The organism is Acinetobacter sp. YQ_14, from assembly GCF_043102985.1.
GTDB classification, from domain to species: domain Bacteria; phylum Pseudomonadota; class Gammaproteobacteria; order Pseudomonadales; family Moraxellaceae; genus Acinetobacter; species Acinetobacter venetianus.
Window position 1 is genome coordinate 100,598 of the sequence record NZ_JBICJJ010000004.1, and the last position, 23,191, is coordinate 123,788.

The following is a 23,191-nucleotide window of genomic DNA, read 5'->3' on the forward strand; positions in this document are numbered from 1 at the left end:
AAAGAACCTTCGGGTTCTTTTTTTATTTATACAAATGAATGGGATATCGTATAGATACATGATTTATAATTCTTTTTAACTAGTGGGTTTTAACCTATCTATTTGATTTTAATTTAATTAGAAATAAATAACACTTCAATTTTGGATCAAAAATAAACTAAAAAGTGTGAACTATTTTACAAAAAACAAACAGTTAAGTAAGTGGGAATTAGTCCTTAGAGCATAGTGTTTTTCTTTTAAAAATGAGTAGAATGAATGTGCTTTTAAAACATAACAATTTGAAAAGAATATGAGCATTAAAAAAGATTTAGATATAGATGATGGAACACGGAAGTTATGTATAGATTTCAAATGGGTGATATACGCAGTAACGTTTTCAGTCCCGATCACACATGCTGCAACACCGAGTGAAAAATACCATTCCTTAAAAAACAACTTATCTCAGTTGATTGCTCCGAAAAGTAGTGATGATTTTAAAACTGCGAATATGCAGCAATTAAGCAATTTTTCGGTCAATCCATCAACGAATGCTTTACCTGTTGTTGGAAGTGGTCGTCCAGTTGAGGTTGTTCCTGCTGCACTATGGCAGAGCCAGCGCAAGTTGTTGAAAGATGCTGTACAAATTGCTGTACAACGCAACCCAGAAATCTCTCAAACACTTGCAACTTTAGCTGCTCAAAATGCCAATATCGATGTTGCCAAAGCAGGGTATTATCCTCAAATAACAGGGGGAGTAAATACTGGCGATCTAACTCAGAAAACCTCACGGGGGCAACAAGTTCTCGCCTTAAATGCCACTCAAATGCTTTATGATTTTGGCAAAGTTAAATCTGGGGTAAATACAGAGCAAGCCAAATTGGCAGTTGAGCAAGCCAATGTTTTAGTCAAGATTGATGATATTTCCTTAGATGTTGCTCAGACTATCATTAATATTCAACGTTATAAAAAGCTCATTCAAATTGCAGATCAGCAAATTATTGGGATTAAACGCATTCAAGAAATGGCCAATTTACGAGCCAATGCTGGGATTAGTAGCCAAGCCGATCCAGTACAAGCTCAATCTTATTTACAATCTGCACAATCCGCATTAATTGCTCAACAATCTTTACTGGGTCAATATCAGCAGCATTTAACGACGTTGCTTGGGTTCGATGCCAGCAATGTGAAATGGACAATTCCTGAGGATTTAGTTCAGCAATCAGATCTTTACGCTGCACCACAATTCAATATCATTCCTCAAATGATCGCAGCACAGGCTGGTATCATTGTTGCACGTTCACAAAAACAACAGACTCAATTAAGCCGATATCCAACATTATCTGTTAAAGGTGAGTTAAGTCAGGCATTGCATGGTGTAAATCCAAACAACAATAAAGATGGAGGATTTGATAGTGCCATTATGCTTGAAGCAAGTAGCCAATTTTATCAAGGAGGAGCAACATCATCCCAAATTCGTGCCGCTAGTTTTGCTGAAGAAGCTGCTAAAGCACAGGTAAATGCGGTGTATTTACAAGTACTCGATCAGATTCGGACTAGTCGGGAACAGATCGAAAATAAACAACGACAAATGCAGGTGCTGATTAGCCGTCAAGCCACAACTGTAAGAACGAGAGAGCTTTATCAGGAACAATATAAATTAGGAACACGCTCACTTGTTGATTTATTAAATGCGGAACAAGCAATTCACGGTGCAAATTCAGAATTAGAATCAGCACGTTATGATATTTACAACAGTATTGCTCAATACATTGCGACCACAGGACGTTCGCGTCAAGCCTACGACTTAAATAATATTTCAATTCAGGGGTTTGAAGTTCAGCCATGATGACAAAAATAAACTATCAGCCGTGGTTACAAGCGGTATTAACTATTGCCAAACATTATCGAATAGAACCTTCAGAAGAACGTGTTCGATTACAGTTGGATTGGAATCAAAATCAAAACTTAGACGACATCTTGCTGCTAATGAGCAAGCAGGTAGGTTTGAATGTTTGTAAGGTTCAGTTTACAAATGACGTGATTAATCCTTGGCGTTTGCCAGTCATTATCGAGCTTAAAGATGGGCAAGTCGGTGTTATTGATAAAGCTGACTCAGATGGAAATGTTAGTGTCCAATTAAGTGGTGATCAGGGTTTATCGCAGAAATTTGCGGTTGGTGCACTCAAGCATATTGTTAAAGATGTATATATTCTGCGTCCTGAAAAGTCAGTTCCAGATGCACGTATTGATGAATACATCAAACCGTATGAACCGAGTTGGTTCTGGTCAATTGTGTTACAAGATTGGAAGCGCTATGTCGATATTATGTTTGCCTCATTAATGGCAAATATTTTAGCTCTGGCAACGATTATTTTCTCGATGCAAGTGTATGACCGAGTTGTACCTTCACAATCAGTACCGACGCTTTGGGTACTGGCTGGTGGTGTATTAATTGCAGCTGTATTTGAGTTCGTGTTGCGTGTTGCTCGTGTTTATCTTTCAGACATTATTGGTAAACGTGCTGATCTAAGAATTTCAGATCGGGTTTTTGGTCATGCGTTGAGAATTAAAAATAGCGAACGTTCAAAGTCTACAGGAACTTTTATTTCTCAGATCCGTGAGTTAGAAGGTGTACGTGATCTTGTGACTTCAACAACGATGGGTGCAATTGCTGATTTACCGTTCTTCTTCCTATTCTTAGTAATATTCGCCATTATTGGCGGCAACTTATTTTGGGTAATGTTACTGGTTGTACCACTCATGATCTTGCCGGGTATTTTGGTACAGAAAAAGCTAGCGGAACTTGCACAAGAAGGGATGCGCGAATCTTCGATTCGTAATGCGATCTTGGTTGAAGCTGTTCAAGGCATTGAAGACATTAAGTTATTAAGAGCTGAATCTCGTTTCCAAAACCAATGGAATCACATGAATGAAGTATCTGCTGATATTAGTATGCAGCAACGTAAGATCGTTGGCATATTGACAGCATGGACACAAAAAATTCAAGGTTTGACTTATGCAGCAGTCGTTTTAGTTGGGTGTTTTGCTGTAATGGAAGGTGAAATGACAACGGGTGCTTTAGTTGCTTGTTCGATTTTGTCATCACGTATGTTATCGCCGATTTCTCAAATCACTGGGATTTTAGGACGTTTACAGCAAGCGAAGGTCGCGAAGAAAAGTCTTGATGAGTTAATGCAAAAGCCAGTTGATCAACCCGATCAAGCACATCTCGTACATAAAGAAGTCCTCAATGGCGACTATGAACTTAAGAATGTGATGTTCCAATATACGGAAGAGGACTCTCGTCCGATCTTGGCAATTCGTCAGCTGAAAATTAAAGCTGGTGAGAAAATAGCAATCTTAGGGCGTAATGGAGCAGGTAAGTCAACCTTGTTGCAGCTCTTGGCAGGTATGCAATCACCAGCAAATGGTTCTGTACATTTAGATAATTTAGATATTAGTTTAATTGATCCTGCGGATGTACGTCGTGATGCGGCTTTGTTAAACCAAAATGCGCATATGTTCTATGGCACAATTCGTGAAAACCTAACCTTAGGCGCTCCGCTCGCGCGTGACGAAGATATTTTAAAAGCGTTGAAAGTGACAGGTGCTTTAGGATTTGTACAGGAGAAAAAAGAGGGCTTAGACCACTTAGTACTTGAAGGGGGTGTTGGTTTTTCTGGTGGTCAAAAGCAAGCATTACTTTTAGCACGTCTTTTGATTCGTCAACCAAATATTTTGTTATTGGATGAGCCTACTGCTGCAATTGATGATATTGCCGAAAAACAATTAATTGATCATTTAAAAGGTTGGTTATCTCATCGTACGTTGGTTGTGGCAACACATCGTCGTGCCGTTTTAGAGTTAGTTGATCGCATTATTGTAATGAATGACGGGAAAGTCGTCATGGATGGACCGCGTGAACAAGTATTAAATCAATCAGCAGGTCAACAAAAACAAATTATTAAAGGGGAAGATTCATGAGCGAACAACCAGTCAATAACCGTTCAATGAATGTGACCTATAGAGAACCTGCTTTACCGCGTGCAACACTTGTCATTTGGATTGTGTGTATTGGTTTGGCAATTTTCTTGGCATGGGCATGGTTTTTTAATTTAGAAGAAGTTTCTACAGGTACAGGGAAGGTGATTCCATCTTCCAAAGAACAGATTATTCAGTCTTTAGAAGGTGGTATTTTAACAAAGCTCGATGTGCAGGAAGGCGATATTGTTCAGAAAGGTCAAGTTTTAGCTCAGCTCGATCAAACGCGTTTTGCTTCTAATGTCGGTGAGTCGAAGTCTTTATTGGTTTCAGCACAAGCTACAGCAGCTCGTTTACGTGCAGAAGTGAATGGAACACCTTTGGTTTTTCCTGATGATGTATTAAAAGAACCAAAATTGGTTAAAGAAGAAACGGCACTTTATCACTCACGCCGTGAAAATTTAGAGCAATCATTAGAAGGTTATCGACAAGCTTTGCAATTGGTTCAACAAGAGTTAGTGATGACAGAACCTCTTGTTGCTAAAGGTGCTGCGAGTGAAGTTGAAGTTTTACGTTTAAAACGTGAAGCAAATGATTTACAAAATAAAATGAACGACACGCGTAACCAATATTATGTAAAAGCTCGTGAAGAATTGTCTAAGGCGAATACAGATATTCAAACGCAACAACAAGTGGTTATGGGGCGTAGTGACAGTCTACAACGTGCAGTTTTCAAAGCGCCTGTAAGAGGGGTTATTAAGGAAATTGATGTAACAACCCTTGGTGGTGTAATTCCCCAAAATGGTAAGTTAATGACCATTGTACCGCTAGAAGACAAGCTACTTATTGAGGCACGAATTTCTCCGCGTGATATTGCATTCATTCGTCCGGGTCAAGAAGCCTTAGTGAAAGTAACTGCTTATGACTATTCGATTTATGGTGGTTTAAACGGGAAGGTAACGGTTATATCCCCAGATACGATTCGAGATGAAGTAAAGCAAGATCAGTTTTATTACCGTGTATATATCCGTACAGACTCTGATAAATTGTTTAATAAATCAGGTAAAGCATTCGGTATTACACCGGGTATGGTTGCTACAGTTGATATTCGTACTGGTGAAAAAACCGTGATGGATTATTTACTTAAACCATTTAATAAGGCGAAAGAAGCACTCCGAGAGCGTTAATTTTGCTTATGAAAAAAATCCTCGCATGATGCGAGGATTTTTTATTTCAGTCGATAAAGTTATAATTATCTTTTTATACTTATTTTTTTATTTTATGCCTTTCACCATAGCGAACACGGTTACCTTTGAAGAAGAAATTAAAAAGAGTCGTTTTCAGGCAATTGCTGAGATTGTTGAAAATGAACAACAAGTGAAAGCTTTTTTAGAAAAAACCAAAGATATCTCGACTACGCATCAGTGCTGGGCATGGAAGATTGGCCATCATGTTCGTTTTAATGATGATGGTGAACCCTCTGGAACAGCAGGAAGACCAATTCTAGCGACGATCGAAGGCAATGAACTGACTAATGTAATTGTGTTGGTTAATCGGTGGTATGGTGGTGTAAAGCTCGGCACTGGTGGACTGGTTCGTGCCTATGGTGGTTGTGCAGGTCAATGTTTAATGTTGGCTGAAAAAATTGAACTGATTCAGAAAAAGGAAATTGTATTTAGCTGCTTATTTAATGAGTGGGCGATTATCCAATACGAGCTTACGCAGCAACAAATTGAGTTTCAAGAACATTATACAGAGACTGGTGTTATGGTTGAGGCAAGGGTTCAGGTACATCAAATTGATCCTTTGAAATTGAAACTTCAAGATGTGACTCGCGGACGAGAAGAAATCAAAGTTGTAGAGGATCAAACACATGACGCATGATCCACTTTTAAAATATCGTGAACAGCATAAACACCGCTTGAATTATATGCCGTGGTTGTATTGGACCTTAAAACCCAAACATCGTGAATGGGCAGAAGCTTGGCAAGCCGAGTATCAAGCCTATTTAATGGAAATGGAAACAGTAGAAATTGGTCATAACTGTTTTATCTCACCGCTCGCACATATTTTTGCTGAACGTGGGAGAAAAATAACGATTGGTGATAATACCTTTATTGCTGCCGATTGTACCTTACATGGCCCTTTAGAGATTGGTAACGAAGTTGCAATTAATCATCACTGTATTTTAGATGGTGGACGGACTGGAATTAAGTTACATGATCAAGTTCGTATAGCTGCATATAGTCATTTATATGCATTTGATCATGGTGTGGAACTAGATCGCCCGATTTACCAACAACCCGTCACCTCTAAAGGAATTGAGATTGGGCGTGATGTATGGTTAGGCGCTCATGTGGGCATTAAGGATGGTGTGAAGGTTGGTGATCATGCGGTTGTTGGAATGAATAGTATGGTCACAAAAAATGTTGAAGAATATTCTATTGTTGCTGGAAATCCAGCACGATTAATTCGTTATCGTAAATAGGAATAATCATTAAAAAAGTCTCAAGAGATTCTATACATAAATTTAACCCACCATGCTTTTATCTGTGTTAAGTTAAAAATAAGTAGAAGACCTAAGGTATTAAACCTAAAGAGAGGCGAATATGAACCGCGTAATTGCATGTATTGATTCTTCACCCTGTATTGATGCAGTGGCCGAGGCTGCTGTATGGGTGGCAAGGCAAACTCAAAGAGAATTAGTACTGTTGCAAATTCTGGACTATTACCCTGCAAGTTATCATTTAGGTGAAATTAGTGGTGTGATTGGCTTTGAGAGTAATGCAATGCTACTCAAAGAGTTAGCAGAGCTAGAGCAGAAGCAAAGTGAGTTAGCACTAGATTATAGTAATAATTTACTGAAGCATATTTCAGAGCAAATTGAAAAGCAGTACGGTTTAACAAGTACCAAAATCCAAGAAAAAGGGGATTTTCTTGAACAAAGCTTTAATATTCTAAATGAAAATGATGTTGTGATTATTGGGCGTGTAGGGGAGCGCGCTGCTGAAAAGAATAAACCGATTGGGAGTAATGTAGAAAACTTTATTCGAGGTGCAAACTGTACTGTGATTACGGTTGGTGAGCATTTCTCTCCTCCTAGACGATTTATCTTCGCTTATGAGTATTCTCCAACCTGCCAAAAGATGCTGCAACGGATTACCCAAAGTGATTTGCTAAAACAATTGCAATGTCATTTGCTCTATGTTGGTGATCATCCTGAAATGTTGACTGAACCAGAAAAGTACTTAAAAGATGCAGGACTAGAGGTCGTGACGATTTATCGTTACGGTGATGTCGCTCAAAATATTCTTGAATATCAAAGGGAACATGATATTCAGTTGATTGTACTTGGTGCATTTAGCCATAGTAAGATTCATCAATTTTTCTTAGGCAGTATTACGACTACAATCTTCAGGAATGCAAATGTTCCATTATTAGTCGCTAAGTGATTCATTTTATTCCATATAGTTATCCGCAATAACTGTGGATAACTATATGGAAAAGCAATGCAGATATATATAATTATTTGATATTAAAAGACTAAAAATAAAAGATTATTTTTTGATCGCTATTTTACAATGGCAATTGCAAAGCCATCATGACCCTTTGAGCCGACTGTTTGCAGTGCAGTACATGACAAAAGTTGTGGATGATCTTTAAGTGCACTGAAAGCATCGCGAATACCTTCAATACTTGGTTTTTTATTATTTTCATCCAAAATTGCACCAGCACGAATCACATTATCAAGGACAATAATGCTGCCTGAGTGTGTAAGTTTTAAACTCAACTCAAAATATTCACGATAACTTTGTTTATCCGCATCAATAAAAATCAGATCGAATGGTTCAGCGCCATCAGCGATCAATTGCTTCATGATATCTGCGCCACGACCTTTTTTAAGCTCGATATTAGTTGGCATATTGGCATAGTCAATATTTTCTTGAGCAATGATCACATGGGTATCACGACCTTCAACTGTCAAAAGATAACCATCTCTAGGAAGTGCTTTGGCTAACCAAATTGTGCTGTAAGCACCAAAAGTTCCAAGTTCCAATACACGTTTACATTGATTCATCTGAATCAACATTTGTAAGAACATGCCTTGATTAGGCGCAACAGCCAGATGGTTAGAAAAACCTTGGGTATCGGTATTGTCTAACGCATGTTGAAGTCTTGGATCTGTGGGAATTAAATGTGAATTGATATATTCATCAATGTCGGTCCACATTTGTTGCATAATCAAGTTTACCTATGAATCTGTTAGCTGCATTTTAAACATTTATAATCAGAGTGCAATTTGATTGACCAATTATTCATGTTCATCGAAACAAAAAAGAGATCTCGATGATCTCTTTTTAGATAAGTTTTCTACACGCTACGCTTTAGAAGTTACACATTGAACTGTTACGGGTCAAATCAGGACCCCAAGTACGATAGCCCTGAGTGTCTAGATGAATTTGACCTGAACTATATAAGCCAATACCTAAATCTAAACTTTGACCATGTTGTATCCAGAATTGGCATAGCTTGAATTTGGTTTGTTCAATATATGCATAGTCCTGAGGTTGTGGGTACTCAGGCCCAATACGGAAGTCAATTGCTGAGTTAAATAAGTGCTTAGATGAACTTGCACCGCCTGCACATTGATTAAGAGGTAAGTCACGATAAACTGAGGTGACTTCAAAATCAGTCAAAATCTTTGCTGCAATTAGATATTTAAAAACACGTAAAGTTGATAGAGAATTACCCCATAACTCACGATTTGGCACCATGTATTCTGACCGACCACATTTTTGCCAATCTCTTGCCGATCTTAAAAGTTCAAAACTTGGGATGATATGTGCAACATTATTGCGCATTAAAAATTGTTCGTATTCGCGGACGCGTGCGTAGTTTTCACCTTGCCCTAACCATTGACGATAAGATGCGGGCTCTACTTTGTTTGGAATAGGGCGGGTAAAGGTTACTTGTTCTTGTGGGATGTAGATTCTTTTACCTTGATTTTGATTCATTTTAGTTGACGAACTGGTACAACCCACTATCATCACAGGGATGATAAATAATGATAATAGACCCTGTAATTTGTTTCGCATCATAAAAAGGCAGTTCTTGATTTGGAGGCGTCTTATTTTAATGCAAAATAACGCACTAATAATGATGCAATTGCAAAGAAATGTGTGATTCAGGTATAAAAAAGACCAGTAAAAACTGGCCTTTTTTACACAATATTATTTTTCTAAATATTGTAATTTGTTTGGCTTGCCGTTCCATTCTTCACGATCAGCAGGTTGTTCGCCAATTTGTGTGATGTTGTTGCCAGCCCACTTTTCAGATAACTCAGCATTGAGTTCGATAAAGACTTCTTGGCCCTCAGGTAACTCATCTTCAGAGAAAATTGCATTTGCTGGGCATTCAGGTTCACACAATGCACAGTCGATACATTCATCTGGATTGATCACAAGGAAATTAGGACCTTCATAGAAACAGTCTACAGGGCAAACTTCAACACAATCTTGATATTTACATTTAATACAATTTTCAGTGACAACGAAGGTCATGGCGACAGCTACCTAAAAATACGGTTTTTTGTTTGGAATGAGCTATTGTAGGCAAAAAAGGGGTAAACAAACAATTGCTTTTATTGATATTGTTTATTTATACATGTGAAAAATAAGTTAATTTCTTGATAATAAAGCAGATGTTGTCTTGCTTGGTTAGATTTTGCCAGAAAAATAAATAAGTTAGATCGTCAATTAGGCAAATAGTTGAAAGTGAATCTTATTTCTATTTTCAGTTAAAACTGTATATTCATATATGTGCTGAAGTTAATAGGATGAGCTAGGTTAAATCATAAATGTTTAATTTTTTAGATAGCTAAGCAACTATAAGGTATAGAGCATATGGATATCCTCTGGTTCTAATTCAAATAAATGCTGGTCAGGTTTTTCTAAAAGTGTCGCACCTTGTTTAAGATAAAAATCAACAGTACGTTTACTTGGTGTTGCTGAAATATACAGTTGCTTAGCACCAAGTTGCTTCGCTGAAATGATTGAGGATTGCATCAGCTGTATGCCAATCCCTAAGTTTTGATGGTTGGCATCCACATAAAAATATTGAAGTAGTTTGGCTTCTGGATAATCAGCAATATATTGGTTTGAGACGACTTGAATCGCAATCAACTGATGTGAACTATCAAATGCGCCGACACATAAAGCGCCATGTTGATGCAGCATTTTTAATAATGGCGGATCATTTTCTAAATGATATGCATCCCAATTTTTGACATCATAAAAACAATCGATGAGTTCTAATTGTTGTTTTTGTTGTCGGTACATTTGTGTGATTAGTTCGCGCCGACTGATGTGTTGCCAAATTAAATCGAGTTCTGTGATTTCTAATTTTTTAAATTGGAGCTTGATGTCTATATTCCTTAAATGTGCTGTCTAGTGATTTTATTGATATTTATTTTCATTAAGAGTTAGTCTAGTGAAATTCAGAACAAGCCGAATACATCGACTTGTCCTAATAAAAATAAGATTTAAGATTTTAGTGCAGCTTTTAACGAGTAAAGCTGTTCTAAGGCTTGGCGTGGTGTTAAATCATCGACATCAATTTGCTGCAATAATTCAAGAGCAGGTGATTGAGCCTCTATTTCAACTATTCGTTCAACAACTTGTGTTTCAATTTCATGTTCAACGGCACTGAATAAATCATTTTGAACACTACTCTGTAAATGCTGGTGTTGCTGCTTTTCTAGAATTTTTAACCGTTTCTGCGCCTCTTTAATGACATTGGCTGGAATACCTGCCAACTTAGCAACTTGCAAACCATGACTTTGACTTGCAGGCCCATGTTGAACCTTATGTAGTAGAATTAGATTGCCATTTAACTCTTGTGCAGTCACATGATAGTTATCAATTCCGGCTTCACTTCCAAGCTCTGTCAGCTCAAAATAATGCGTCGCAAATAGACATAAGCATTTCACACGCTTTGTTAGATCAACAACACATGCCCAAGCTAAAGAAAGACCGTCATAAGTACTGGTACCACGTCCAACTTCATCCATCAGTACCAGAGACTGACTGGTTGCATGATGAAGAATTTGAGAGGTTTCAGTCATTTCCACCATAAAAGTTGATTTACCTGTAGATAAATCATCGGCTGAACCAATACGAGTAAAGATTCGGTCAATTGAACCAAGCTTGGCTGATTTTGCAGGAACAAAGCTTCCGCAATAAGCAAGTAAACTGATCAATGCAGTTTGACGCATAAAGGTTGATTTACCGCCCATATTGGGGCCAGTGATAATCGCCATACGATGCTGACTATCTAAGAACGTATCATTTGGGGTGAATGGTGCTTTATTCAAAGCTTCAACTACAGGATGGCGACCAGCTTGAATTTTAATCCCTGTCTCTGGCGTGAATTCTGGTCGTGCCCAATTGTTGAGTCGAGCTTGATGTGCGAAGTTGGCTAATATGTCGATATTTGCAATAGCTGCGCTCATCATTTGTAAATGCGCAATATTTTGGCGTAACTCATCTAGAAGTGATTCAAATAAAAGTTTCTCACGGGCGAGGGCACGAGATTCACTTGAAAGCACTTTGTCTTCAAAACTTTTGAGTTCGGGTGTGATATAACGCTCAGCATTTTTAAGCGTTTGACGGCGTATATAGTCGGCAGGAGCTTGTTCAGCCTGTGCGCGAGTGAGTTCGATATAATAGCCACTGACACGGTTGTAACCGATTTTTAAGGTATTAATCCCTGTACGTTCACGCTCTTTAATTTCTAAATCAATCAAGAATTGTCCAGCATGGTCACGAATTTTTCTTAATTCATCTAATTCGTCATCATAGCCTTCTGCAATTACATTGCCATCACGTAATAATACAGGTGGATTTTCAACAATTGCATCCATGAGATGTTGATGCAAACTCTTAAAATCACCTAATTCATGATCTAATTGCATCAATAGCTTAGAGTTTTGCGTTTTTAAGACAGGTGCTAAAGCATGTCTTAAAAATGGAATTTGTGCACAGGCTTGGCGGAGTTGTACTAAATCACGCGGACGGGCACTACCTAATGCAACTCGGCTGAGTACACGTTCTATATCACCGATTTCTTTAAGCACCAGACGGACTGGTGCTTCATGATAACCTTTTAATAATTGTTCTGTAGCATCCAGTCGAGCATCTAAAATTGCGGTATCACGAAGAGGTTGCATTAGTGTGCGACTAAGCAAACGTCCACCCATCGCAGTCTGACAGTCATTAATCAATTGAAATAATGACGTTCCGTGTTCAAATAAAGGCTCGATAATTTCTAAATTACGACGAGTAATCGGATCAAGTGCAATAAAGTCGGTGCTTTGCTCAATCTGAATCGAACGAATATGGGGTAATGCCGTTTTTTGAGTTTCTTTGGCATAATGGATTAAAGCTGCCGCGGCTGCTTTTGCCAAAGGATAAGGGTCTAAACCAAAACCAGATAAAGTTGACACAGAGAGCTGATCACATAAGGTTTTTTGAGCATTATTTAAATTGAAATCAACATTTGGACGCTTAGTTACAGGGCAATCAAGATTTTTCTTAATTTGTTCAATAATATTTTGATCAACTAAATCTTCATCGATCAAGATTTCGCTCGGCATTAAACGAGCCAGTTCAATCGAAAGTTGCTCTGGTTTATAGTTTTGTTGTTGAACTTTAAAAATACCTGCACTGAGATCAAGCAGTGCAAAACCGATTTGATTTTGCTGAATGCAAAGTGCGACTAAGTTTGATGATTGATAACTTGTTAACAGGGCATCATCTGTGAGTGTGCCAGGTGTTAGGATACGAACAACTTTACGTTCAACTGGACCTTTTCCAGTCACTTCACCCACTTGTTCACAAATTGCAACGGTACGACCTGCTTTTACTAAACGAGCTAAGTAGCCTTCGGCGGCATGATAGGGAACACCTGCCATAGGGATAGGCTCACCATTTGCTTTACCACGATGGGTGAGAGTAATGCCTAAAAGTTTTGCTGCTTGGTGTGCATCATCAAAGAATAATTCATAAAAATCACCCATACGGTAGAACAATAGTGCATGTGGATAATCCATTTTGACCGTGGTGTATTGCTGCATCATCGGCGTAAGAGATGAAAGATCAGCCATAACTGTGTCACTTTTCATGCGTGTTAAATCCTTAGGTATTGATGAAACTTGAAAGTATTTGGTTTATTAGAAAGCCAATACAAATAAAACAATGGGAAAGTATAACGATCTTGGTTGTCGTAAGTGAATCAACAAAATGAAAGCAGTTGTAATGCGTTCCCAACTCGTAGCATCTTAACAAAACAAGGTTCATTCACAAAAAGGAATCCTAATAGAGCTGAATAAATAATCAGCAAAGTAATGAGGAAATTTCCCAGTCGTACACTAATGGCTTATGTGGCTAGAGCGATAGGTGCTGACGTTTCTCCAAATATGGGGATTGGTTTTGCTCGTTGGGAAGGTGCAGAAGTTTCTTGGACTTTGCTTTATGACGAAGTGGTTTTTGTAATTGAAGGCTGCTTTGAATTAACTGCAAATGGTCAAAAATATGAAGTTCATCCAGGTCAAATGCTATGGATACCTGAAGGTACAGAACTCATTTATGGCGGTCATGCATTATTTGGTTATGTCGTACATCCTGGTAATTGGAAAGAAATTCACGGTATTTCTTAATTTTTTTTAATCATAAATTGATGCAGTGTGCAAGTTTTGCGTTGAATTAAATAGAAATTTGCACATAAACAACAACAAACACGAGTCAAAAATCTGCTGGAAAAGTTTTTGATACAACAGTGCAATAAGAAACAGGGCGAAGTTTCTTAATACTTTTATTTAAACAAGGAATTGTAAATGAATACAAAATTTTATCGTGATGTTGCAACGGGCTTATTTATCTTCAGTTTAGCGGCACCTTCATTTGCTGGAATTACATTTGGGAATCCAAAAGCAGATACAGGAGCATTAACCGTTTCGGCAACTTTACGTGCTAAATATAATTATAAAGATTATGGAAAAGATATTGATCCAGATAATAGTATTAAGTTTGATGCTGCTATTTTAAATTTTGGGTATGAGTCATCTAAAGTTTTTGGTAGTGCTCAATGGCGCTGTTATCAATGGTCAGACCTTTGTGATTTTTCAACCTTGGTTTCGGCTTATGCAGGCTATCGCTTAAATGAAACAGACAATATCACGCTAGGTTTACAACCCGTTCCATTTGGTCCCAGCCGTTTTTGGGATAGTAGTTTCTATGCAGGTATGAATTACACACTAGGTTTGCAAGATACGCTTAATCTTGGTGTTAATTATCATGCAGAATTACCATCGGCTACCAAGTTTGACTTAGCCTATTTTGCACGAGATGGCGGTAACTATACTGGGACAGCAGATAACGATACAGCGCGTTATTCAGCAAATGCTGTGAAAACAGATGATCCAACGATGACGAGCCTTAAAGAAAAAAATATGTTTGTAGCGCGAGTAATACAAGATCTCGATTTTATAAACAATGATGATTTAAAAATGGCAGTTGGGGGAAGCTATTGGTATTCATCTATTGATAACAAGCGGAACAATCAAGATGGTAGTCGAAAAGCATGGTCTTTATTCAATACCATTAATTATCAGAATTTAGGGATTACACTTACTGGTGGGCAGCTCAAGATTGATAATAAAGATCCAATTTCGAACTACTCAACCTTTGGTTCATTTGATACTGAATACAATATTGCCAATAAAGGTCTGTTTTACTCAGTTGATGTCAATTATGCCTTTAAAAATGTGAGAGACAACTTGAACATTACGCCTTATCTCGTGCTAAGTGGTTTCAATAAAGACCAAAAAGGATATAAAGATTCACAACGTAATATCATAGGTGCGGCTTGGAACTATAAGAATATTGCTGTTTATACAGAATATGTCATGAGTAAAAATGATGTATTTATTGGCGGTAATGCTGATTCATTTGCAGCAGGTGATGACAATAAATGGAATAAGCTAGCGAATGTCATTTTTACCTATACGTTTTAAAGGGCGCTTTTAATTTTTTAACCTTGTTCCGTCAACAATTTTCAAGAGGTTTGACTGCCTCTTGAAAAATTTTAGGTAATGAAAGCAGTGACTTCTCCATATATTCATACTTTTATTTTATTTTTCTCATTATTGAATCCTTTTCTCATGAGTGTCTACATGATTGGTCTTATTCGCCATACGGAGACAAAGAGCTTCAATAAAGGGTTAATACAAGGTGCTTTGATTGCTTATCTTGCTTTCATTCTTTTTGCTTGGGGTGGGGAGGCAATCTTTAATAAATATTTGAATGTACGATTTGAATCATTTCAAATTTTTGGTGGACTCATCTTTTTAGTGATTGGTTACCGATTCGTATTTCAAGGTGCGGACACGATTGGTGAAATGAGAGGAGCACCTGAACATTTAGCTGGCACAATTGCGATGCCGTTTATGATTGGTCCAGGAACGATTAGTGCAGCCGTTGTCGCTGGTATGAAAATGAATCTTTTAGAGGCGGCAGCAGTCATTGGGCTTACGCTATTTGTGTCATGCAGTATATTAATTTTAATGAAGTTTCCGCATGATCATTTGAGATATAAACATGCAAAGCATATTGATCGCTATTTTGATATTGCTGGTCGATTGGCAGCTTTGCTGATCGGCACAATTGCCATAGATATGATTGTTACAGGGGTTATTAGATTAATCGAGCAGCAGTGAGGCAATTCAAAATTAGTTGATGAAATAGTTGTGCTTTATTCGCTATGAGACTTATGCTTTTTTAACGAACAATTGACTGTGATTAAATTAAAATGCCGCACACAAGTTGAACTCATATGCGGCACCATAGTAGGTGTATCAAACCGTGCGCTAACTTTATCAATAAATGGAGTGCTTGATGAGTGTACCAAGACTAATGGCTAATATGTGGTGGTTAAAGATTGGGCATTTTTCTCTTGGCGTATGGATTTCCCTGTCAAATTGGAGCAGTTTGCATGTGCTCAATTATATACAAGTTGCTGAACTTTGATTTTTACTTTAATTCATCACTCTTGAAATATTTTAATTTTTACAAATTAATTGTAACTAGAACGTAAATAAACTGATAATTAAATCAGCTAATTTCAGTGTGTTAGCAGCATAATTAATAAAAGTATAATACTTATAACTCTTGTTACAACGATTAGGTCGACAATCTTCATAAATTTTCCCATAGTCTTATAAAAGGCACTTTGTGAGGGTATTATGGAAAGAGTCACGGTAATTATTAAGGATCAAGAAGAGAATGAATCTATTGTAATGGCACAGCTAAATGATTTTGAGGATCATGATCTGCCATTTTTCAAAAGAGTAGAGCATATTGAAGTTGAAGGTGAAGTTCTTTTCCCGAATATGGATTTACTTTTTGAAAATGAAGAAGATGGTAAGGTTTATCGTTTGGTCTCAGCTGTGGATGATAAAAGGTTTATTTAAAAAATGTTGAATTTGAAAATAAAATCCACCTATTGTTTAATAGGTGGATTTTTTATAACTGAATATAATTATTATTTTAAAGGTATTGTTCAGTATTTTTATCAAGATTTTCTTGATTTATTTTAATGGAAGATAAAATAATCTGAATCCTTACAGAATTAAAACCAGTGCTTTTACTAGAGCAATAAATTAAATTTTGACTAACTAATCAGATTAAGTCCTTTAACAATATCGTTAAATTCTGAACCATTTAACCAAAAGGATTTTTTTAAGAAGAGCGTCGTCATAATACTTTCTGCTGCTTCACTATTTGGACTTTCACAAAATAAACCATAGCTATTACCAAGAACATTATTGTCTTCGATCAGACGGATAAAGTAAGCATGTTGTTCATCAGCATAGCCAAGAATAGCATCACGTCGATTGTTCATTTTTCATGTCTCCACATCAAAAATATTTGAATAAAACCTAACCGCTGAGAGACCAGATATATTACTTTTTAGATCAATTACTTAGCAGAATTAATGTTGAGTTAAAATCTGTAAGTAATTAATTTTAAAGCATTAATTTTAGTTTGTTTACATCCTTGTTTAAATCAAACAAGCTAAAATCTGATCTATGAAATTTATTCTTATGCAAAAAATATTATTCGTCAACTTGAATTTGTAACTTTTTCAAGTTAAATTATTTTCAAGCAATTAAAACTTGGGTAAGGGGGATTTATGGCTAAAAAAACTGAATCAGAGCATGGTGGTGCCAGAGCAAATGCGGGACGTAAAGCGCAATTCAGTGAACCCACCAAAGTGATTCGTGTTCCTGAGTCTCAAGTTGATTTCATCAAAAGTTGGTTACTGAATAATGTCAAAACAGGTGCACGTAGCGATCTAAGTACTTCGCTAAAAATTCAGAATGTTCAAGCGAAGAATGATCGAATTTACCATATTCCACTGGCAACGGAACGTGTTGCTGCTGGTTTTCCGTCACCAGCACAGGACCACGTTGAACAAGCTTTGGATTTAAATGAATTTTTAATTCGTAACGAAAATTCAACGTTTATCGTGAAAGCAAATTCACTGTCGATGTTGGATGTAGGAATTGATATTGATGATCCGCTCGTGGTTGATCGTAGTATTCCAGCTAAGTCAGGTGATATTGTGATTGCCTTGATTGATAATGATTTTACTGTCAAGCGTTTAATGATTGATCACCATTTCAGCCCTCCGAAAGTATGGCTCAAAGCCGAAAACCCTGATTATCAAAATATTTATATCACTGAGGGTCAAGAACTGGTGATTTGGGGTGTTGTCACTTATAACCTAAAACCGATGAGGTGAACTAGATGAGTTTGCCACAACGAATTTTTGCTTTGATCGATGTGAATAACTGCTATGTCAGTTGTGAGCGTGTGTTTAATCCAAAGCTAGAACAGCGTCCTGTGGTGGTTTTGTCGAATAACGATGGCTGTGTGGTTTCTCGTTCTTATGAAGCGAAAAAGCTCGGCATAAAAATGGCAGTGCCATTTTTTCAGATCGAAGATTTGGTTCGACAGCATCAAGTACAAGTCTTTTCCAGTAATTATGCGTTGTATGCGGAAATGTCTCGCCGTTTTATGAACATTTTAGGGAGTTTTGTTGATCCATGTGAGCAAGAAGTATATTCGATAGACGAATGCTTTTTAGAGTTCACCGCTTATCACGATCAATATGATTTAACCAGTTATGCGCAGCAGATTTTATCGACTGTGAAGAATTGGTTAGGTTTACCATGTTGTATTGGAATAGGGTATTCCAAGACTCAAGCAAAACTTGCGAATCATTTAGCAAAAAATAATTCATGTTTCCAAAGTGTTTGTAACATGGTGGATGAGGATCCTTGTATCATCGAGGATTTATTAACGTATTTGCCTGTAGGTGAGGTTTGGGGCGTTGGACGAAAGATTCGACAGCGTTTAGAAAAAATGAATATCCATTCGGTGATGGATTTGGTCGAAGCTGACCCAAAGATGATTGGACAGCACTTTTCGGTTGTACTGGAAAATACAGTCAAAGAATTAAGAGGAATTGCTTGTTTAGAAATAGAGGATGTAATTCCAGATCGTCGCCAAGTACTGAGTAGCCGATCCTTTGGGCAACCAATTGAAGATAAGAATAGTCTAAGTGGTGCTTTAACTGAATTTACCTTGCGAGCAGTCGAGCGTTTGCGACAACAAAAATTATTGTGCAAAGCTGTTGGGATAAGTATTCGCACCAATCGCTTTAATAAAAATGAATATTATCGTCCTTATACAACCGTTTATTTGTCAGACTATAGTGATGATCGCCTAGACATTATCAAGGCAGTTCAACAAGGACTTGATCGTATTTATCAAGCAGGACATCGTTATAAGAAAGCGGAGGTAATTTTGCTTGATATTATTCCACAACACGCTTATGCCGTTGATTTGTTTCATAACACTGAGGAAATGATCGAACGACAAAATCTTTCAGCGACATTTGATTATATCAATCAAAAATTTGGACGTGATGTGATGACGCTCGGAAGACTGATTACACCGCATGGGCGCACATGGGCGATGACGCAAAGCTTTAAATCTCCAAGTTATCTTACGAAATGGAGTGATATTTTAAAAGTTTCTTAGCATATATGAATTGCTCTCAATAAAAAGACAGGTTTTATCCTGTCTGTTTTATATTTTGGGATATCGTGATTTAGAGCTTTTGAGCATAAGATTCTAATTGATCTACGACAGTACCCCAACCATGAAAGAAACCCATGTCTTCATGTTGTTGTCTTGCCTCAGGAGTACGATGGCGTGCAATCGCCGTATATTTTGTAGATCCATCATCAAGGTCTTCAAAAATAATCATCGCTGTCATAAATGGATTTTCACTCGGTTTCCAATCTTCAGTATAGGCATCGGTGAAAACTAATTTTTCGCCCTCAATAATTTCTAAAAATACGCCGTTATTTGGAATCAGATTGCCATCAACATTAAATAAGGTATTAAATTTTCCGCCTACTTTTAAATCAATTTCACATGATTCAATTGAGTGCGGTTTAGGGATAAAGAAATGTTTAATATGTTCTGGAGTCGTCCAACATTCCCAAAGTAATGCGCGGGGTACAGCAACAGTTCTTTCTAGTTTTAGATCTGTTTGGGGATCAAGATTCATTTTTTCTTTTCCTTTGTAAATTGAGTGCATAGTCTTCTAATTGATTTAAGCGCGTTTCCCACATGGCTTGTTGTTCATGTAACCAGTGTTGCACAGGATTTAACGCATTGGGGCTAAGTGCATATGTTCTGACTCGGCCATTTTTTAGGGTTGTAATGAGCCCAGCTTCTTCTAGTTTTCTTAAATGTTTAAGAAAAGAAGGAAGAGCCATTGCATGTTCTTCTGCCAATGATGTTGTGGTTGCATCGCCATGCGACAGACGAGTCAATATTGCTCTGCGTGTTGGATCACTTAAAGCATTAAATAACAGATCGAGTTGTGAATCATACTTAGCCATAAGGGTAAGTATTGTGCTAAAAAATATTCAAGTCAAGAAAAACTTATCCAAATAGCTAAGTTTTGTTTGGCGTATTTTAGATTAAAAAATTAAGATGTTGATTCTGATCTAAATTGTTTAGATAAATGTTTGACTAAGTGATCAATAGCCAAGCGTGTTTTTAACGGCATAAATGATTGTGATGACCAAACTACATGTATAGGAAAGTTGATGGTTGTAACATCAGACAGTGTTTGTATCAGCTTTCCTTGTTGCAGTTCATCTTGAATGAGCCAGTCTGGTAGCCATGCAACACCAGCGCCCAATAAAACTGTATTTTTGATTGCTTGCATGTCATTCAGCATAAATTTGGCTTTCGGTTTAATCGAAATAAGTTGCTGATCTTCTGTCTGCAAATGCCATTTTTGTAAATAACCCGTGTGTGGATAGGTGATCGTGGTGTGATTTTTCAGATCATCTAAATGCTTAATTTCACCATGTTTTGCAAGATAATCAGGGGTAGCACACAGCAGCATACGATGATCACCTAACTTTCTAGCGATCAGTTGGTGGGTATCAGCTAAGTTACCAATCCGTATGGCGAGGTCAAAACCATCCTCAATAAGATCGATAGTTCGATCATTGAAGGAAAGTTCAATTTGAAGGTCAGGATGTTGTTGAGCAAATTCAACAATTAACGGCGTAATAAATAGCTGGCCGACTAAAACGGGTGCAGAAATTCGTAATAAACCTGTGGCTGAGATTTTGCCTTGATCCAGTAAATGTTCAGCAGTATGAATTTCAGCGATAGCTTTACGGCTATGTTCATAAAAAAGTGCACCTTCATCAGTCAAGCTCAGTAATCGTGTTGTACGTTTAAATAAGGTCACACCTAACCGTTCTTCTAAACGAGCAATACTTTTGCTAATCGCAGATCGAGTGAGATGCAATTGTTCAGCAGCATTTGTAAAACTACCCGCCTCAACAACAGTGACAAAAATCGCAATAGTATTCAGTTCAGTATGCATAATTGTGGAGTTTTTGGAATCAATTTTAGGAAATAATATCACTTTTGTTGAAAATATTGTGATCGTAATATGGTGCTATCCACTTAATAGGGCATAGATATGACAAAGGTGTTAGTACTTAAATCAAGCATGATGGGTGAGCAATCTCAGACGAATCAGCTCATTGAGCAGCTTTTAAAGCAAAGAGCTGAACATGGCTTTCAAGATGATGTGATTACACATGACTTAACAACGCTGAATTTACCTGTATTAAATGCTGATATTTTTCATGCGCTACGTGGTGCCGAAAATGATTCACAGCAAATCCAAAAGATTGTGCAATTGTCTAATCAATTGATTGCAGAATTAAAGCAGGCTGACTTATTGTTGATCGGTGCGCCGATGTATAACTTGAATGTACCGACGCAATTGAAAAACTGGTTTGATTTGGTTGTACGTGCTCGTCATACCTTCAGATATACCGAAACTTATCCGCAAGGGTTGGTAGACGGCGTAAATGCAATTGTGGTCAGTAGCCGTGGCGGAGTACATTTAGGACAGCCGACAGATGCTGTAAGTCCTTATTTAACATCAGTGTTAGGTTTGATTGGTATTCATAATGTTGAGTTTGTTTATGCTGAGGGTATGGATATTCCACCATTACGTGAAAATGCTTTAAAAGCCGCACATACGCAGATACTAAAACTCGCAGTCTGATTTTTTGAACAAATATTTCAAGTATTAAAAGAATTAGAGCATTTATCTAATTCTTTTAATGTGAATAAAAGTCTTTCTAATGGATGTTAGAACAAGGTTAGTGAATATTTTTCCACCATTGTTTGAAGTTTTGTTGATCATTATCGAGCTCAACTAACTCCCCAATCATTGGGGTGGCAAGTCGATAATTTCTTCTTTGTGAGTATTGAACGATACGTGTGATTGGCTCTTTCCAAGGATGTTTGGCTAAGCTAAATTTAGAGTGGTGTACTGGAATCATATTACGTGCTTTGAGTTCTTCAGTTGCTTGAGCAACCTCATCGGGATGACAATGTACTGAGCGCCAAGCAGCATCATATTGACCATTTTCCATTAATGCCCAATCGAAAGGCCCATATTTTTTTCCGATCTCTACAAAGTGTTTGTCATAGCCCCCATCACCTGTATAGAAAACTTTTCTTTTAGGGGATTGAATAATAAATGAGACCCAAAGATTTTTGCCACCATTGAACGCACGTCGAGAATCATGATGTGTGGTTTCGGTAATAATGGTAATCCCGTCATCAAATTCGATTCGGTCGCCCCAATCTTTTTCAATCAGTTTATCTTTGGGATAACCCCAATATTCAAAATGCTCACCGACTCCCAATCCTGTAATGACATATCGAACTTTGTCTTTGAGCTTGAGTGCTGTTTCATAATCTAAATGGTCGTAGTGATCATGTGAGATGAGTAAGTAATCAATTGCAGGCAAATCCTCAACGCTATAAATATCTGTGCCTTTATATGCTCGAGTTCCCCATGGGAAAGGTGTTGCTTTACCGCTCATGACAGGATCGATTAGAAAGGTTTTGCCATGTAATTGCATAAACACAGAAGAGTGCCCAAACCATACAATCACATCTTGTTTGGGATTTAATGTTTTGAGATTGGTTTGAATAGAGGGGATAGGGTCTTTGGGATTACGGTGTGGGATGGTTTTAATGAAAGTTCTATACAGTTCAACGAAAATACTTGTATCTTCAGCGATACCAGATTTCTCCATTAAATTTCTAAATTGACCTTGGCGATAGTTGGGAGAGTTTTCAATCAATTGTAATCGTTCACCTGTTGGATTTTTACCAAACAATGGGTGCTGTGTGTACAAAATGCTGCTACCTAGTAGCAAGACAACAACGATAGCAAAAAGAATTAGCATAGATAGAATTAACCTTTTCATTTGAGCATTCGATTAACAACATTAATAAAAAGTCAAAGCGACAAAATGATGAAATATTGTCTAAAAATCGACGAATGAAAGATTGCCTATTCTTATTTAATATTTGCCTAATCTAACGAGATATGAGAAATGGCTTTTAGGATTTTTGGTGGGTGTTGTGATTGAACAAAACGAAGCCATTTAGAGGTGATCGGTTTATGTTAGACTATTCGACATTACAGTCATTCAAAATACTGTAAGTTAACGAAATGAGTAGGCGAAATGATTGGGCAG

General features: G+C 37.4%; 23 protein-coding genes. 13 read left to right on the plus strand and 10 right to left on the minus strand.

What is annotated here, in order from left to right:
- Positions 1-289: 289 nt before the first annotated feature.
- The 6 genes from ACF8D3_RS02775 to ACF8D3_RS02800 all read left to right on the plus strand — a co-directional run bounded on the left by ACF8D3_RS02775 (position 290) and on the right by ACF8D3_RS02800 (position 7,412).
- Positions 290-1,825 carry a TolC family protein gene (locus ACF8D3_RS02775; protein WP_007479991.1) on the plus strand — a complete coding sequence of 512 codons (1,536 nt, stop codon included), beginning with the start codon at positions 290-292 and terminating at the stop codon, positions 1,823-1,825.
- Complete coding sequence (locus ACF8D3_RS02780; protein ID WP_392469998.1) at positions 1,822-3,963, plus strand: type I secretion system permease/ATPase; 2,142 nt, start codon at positions 1,822-1,824, stop codon at positions 3,961-3,963. The genes ACF8D3_RS02775 and ACF8D3_RS02780 overlap by 4 nt, the downstream gene beginning before the upstream one ends.
- Positions 3,960-5,147 (plus strand): HlyD family type I secretion periplasmic adaptor subunit, encoded by a 1,188-nt coding sequence (locus ACF8D3_RS02785; protein ID WP_007479993.1) that lies wholly within the window; start codon positions 3,960-3,962, stop codon positions 5,145-5,147. The genes ACF8D3_RS02780 and ACF8D3_RS02785 overlap by 4 nt, the downstream gene beginning before the upstream one ends.
- A 94-nt stretch (positions 5,148-5,241) precedes the next feature.
- Complete coding sequence (locus ACF8D3_RS02790) at positions 5,242-5,844, plus strand: YigZ family protein (RefSeq protein ID WP_023012383.1); 603 nt, start codon at positions 5,242-5,244, stop codon at positions 5,842-5,844.
- The gene (locus ACF8D3_RS02795) at positions 5,834-6,448 is read left to right on the plus strand and encodes an acyltransferase (RefSeq protein WP_392470002.1); all 615 of its coding nucleotides are present in this window, start codon (positions 5,834-5,836) and stop codon (positions 6,446-6,448) included. Before ACF8D3_RS02790 ends, ACF8D3_RS02795 begins: the two co-directional genes overlap by 11 nt.
- A 121-nt stretch (positions 6,449-6,569) precedes the next feature.
- Positions 6,570-7,412 (plus strand): universal stress protein, encoded by an 843-nt coding sequence (locus ACF8D3_RS02800; protein ID WP_392470005.1) that lies wholly within the window; start codon positions 6,570-6,572, stop codon positions 7,410-7,412.
- Positions 7,413-7,531: 119 nt separating this feature from the next.
- Here ACF8D3_RS02800 and ACF8D3_RS02805 read toward each other — a convergent pair whose 3' ends face one another.
- The 5 genes from ACF8D3_RS02805 to mutS all read right to left on the minus strand — a co-directional run bounded on the left by ACF8D3_RS02805 (position 7,532) and on the right by mutS (position 13,141).
- Positions 7,532-8,200 carry an O-methyltransferase gene (locus ACF8D3_RS02805; protein ID WP_061517580.1) on the minus strand — a complete coding sequence of 223 codons (669 nt, stop codon included), beginning with the start codon at positions 8,198-8,200 and terminating at the stop codon, positions 7,532-7,534.
- A 145-nt stretch (positions 8,201-8,345) separates the two neighbouring features.
- A complete protein-coding gene (locus ACF8D3_RS02810) occupies positions 8,346-9,059 on the minus strand; it encodes a peptidase M15 (RefSeq protein ID WP_392470008.1) in 714 nt (237 codons plus the stop codon).
- Between the two features lie 132 nt (positions 9,060-9,191).
- Positions 9,192-9,521, minus strand: coding sequence for a ferredoxin FdxA (gene fdxA, locus ACF8D3_RS02815; RefSeq protein WP_004639922.1), 330 nt, complete (start codon positions 9,519-9,521; stop codon positions 9,192-9,194).
- 324 nt (positions 9,522-9,845) lie between these two features.
- Positions 9,846-10,388, minus strand: a complete 543-nt coding sequence (locus tag ACF8D3_RS02820; protein WP_392470136.1) for a GNAT family N-acetyltransferase — start codon at positions 10,386-10,388, stop codon at positions 9,846-9,848.
- Between the two features lie 113 nt (positions 10,389-10,501).
- Positions 10,502-13,141 carry a DNA mismatch repair protein MutS gene (gene mutS, locus ACF8D3_RS02825; protein ID WP_392470012.1) on the minus strand — a complete coding sequence of 880 codons (2,640 nt, stop codon included), beginning with the start codon at positions 13,139-13,141 and terminating at the stop codon, positions 10,502-10,504.
- Between the two features lie 222 nt (positions 13,142-13,363).
- On the opposite strand from mutS, the gene ACF8D3_RS02830 reads away from it, so the two are divergent.
- The 4 genes from ACF8D3_RS02830 (at position 13,364) to ACF8D3_RS02845 (ending at position 16,486) form a co-directional block, all read left to right on the plus strand.
- Positions 13,364-13,675, plus strand: a complete 312-nt coding sequence (locus ACF8D3_RS02830; RefSeq protein ID WP_050934463.1) for an ethanolamine utilization protein EutQ — start codon at positions 13,364-13,366, stop codon at positions 13,673-13,675.
- Between the two features lie 177 nt (positions 13,676-13,852).
- A complete protein-coding gene (locus ACF8D3_RS02835) occupies positions 13,853-15,031 on the plus strand; it encodes a hypothetical protein (protein WP_392470016.1) in 1,179 nt (392 codons plus the stop codon).
- Between the two features lie 87 nt (positions 15,032-15,118).
- Entirely contained in the window at positions 15,119-15,733 is a 615-nt protein-coding gene (locus tag ACF8D3_RS02840) for a MarC family protein (RefSeq protein ID WP_392470138.1), read from the plus strand.
- Positions 15,734-16,258: 525 nt separating this feature from the next.
- Positions 16,259-16,486 carry a hypothetical protein gene (locus ACF8D3_RS02845; protein WP_004880620.1) on the plus strand — a complete coding sequence of 76 codons (228 nt, stop codon included), beginning with the start codon at positions 16,259-16,261 and terminating at the stop codon, positions 16,484-16,486.
- Between the two features lie 200 nt (positions 16,487-16,686).
- Here the strand turns inward: ACF8D3_RS02845 and ACF8D3_RS02850 are convergent, their stop codons facing one another.
- Positions 16,687-16,917 carry a hypothetical protein gene (locus ACF8D3_RS02850; protein WP_004880619.1) on the minus strand — a complete coding sequence of 77 codons (231 nt, stop codon included), beginning with the start codon at positions 16,915-16,917 and terminating at the stop codon, positions 16,687-16,689.
- Positions 16,918-17,208: 291 nt separating this feature from the next.
- On the opposite strand from ACF8D3_RS02850, the gene ACF8D3_RS02855 reads away from it, so the two are divergent.
- Together ACF8D3_RS02855 and ACF8D3_RS02860 are read left to right on the plus strand one after the other, a co-directional pair.
- Positions 17,209-17,820 (plus strand): LexA family transcriptional regulator, encoded by a 612-nt coding sequence (locus tag ACF8D3_RS02855; RefSeq protein ID WP_004880618.1) that lies wholly within the window; start codon positions 17,209-17,211, stop codon positions 17,818-17,820.
- Between the two features lie 5 nt (positions 17,821-17,825).
- Positions 17,826-19,124: a Y-family DNA polymerase gene (locus tag ACF8D3_RS02860; RefSeq protein WP_392470018.1), complete on the plus strand. Its 1,299-nt coding sequence runs from the start codon at positions 17,826-17,828 to the stop codon at positions 19,122-19,124.
- 70 nt (positions 19,125-19,194) lie between these two features.
- On the opposite strand, the gene ACF8D3_RS02865 is transcribed toward ACF8D3_RS02860, so the two are convergent.
- The 3 genes from ACF8D3_RS02865 to ACF8D3_RS02875 form a co-directional block, all read right to left on the minus strand.
- The gene (locus ACF8D3_RS02865) at positions 19,195-19,659 is read right to left on the minus strand and encodes an SRPBCC family protein (protein WP_004880616.1); all 465 of its coding nucleotides are present in this window, start codon (positions 19,657-19,659) and stop codon (positions 19,195-19,197) included.
- Positions 19,649-19,996, minus strand: a complete 348-nt coding sequence (locus ACF8D3_RS02870; protein WP_004880614.1) for a helix-turn-helix transcriptional regulator — start codon at positions 19,994-19,996, stop codon at positions 19,649-19,651. Before ACF8D3_RS02870 ends, ACF8D3_RS02865 begins: the two co-directional genes overlap by 11 nt.
- Positions 19,997-20,085: 89 nt before the next feature.
- Positions 20,086-21,003: a LysR family transcriptional regulator gene (locus ACF8D3_RS02875; RefSeq protein ID WP_392470022.1), complete on the minus strand. Its 918-nt coding sequence runs from the start codon at positions 21,001-21,003 to the stop codon at positions 20,086-20,088.
- Positions 21,004-21,102: 99 nt separating this feature from the next.
- Here ACF8D3_RS02875 and ACF8D3_RS02880 point away from each other — a divergent pair, with 99 nt between their 5' ends.
- Positions 21,103-21,699 (plus strand): FMN-dependent NADH-azoreductase, encoded by a 597-nt coding sequence (locus tag ACF8D3_RS02880; RefSeq protein WP_392470025.1) that lies wholly within the window; start codon positions 21,103-21,105, stop codon positions 21,697-21,699.
- A gap of 97 nt (positions 21,700-21,796) precedes the next feature.
- On the opposite strand, the gene ACF8D3_RS02885 is transcribed toward ACF8D3_RS02880, so the two are convergent.
- Complete coding sequence (locus ACF8D3_RS02885; protein WP_023012365.1) at positions 21,797-22,897, minus strand: MBL fold metallo-hydrolase; 1,101 nt, start codon at positions 22,895-22,897, stop codon at positions 21,797-21,799.
- Positions 22,898-23,191 lie beyond the last annotated feature (294 nt).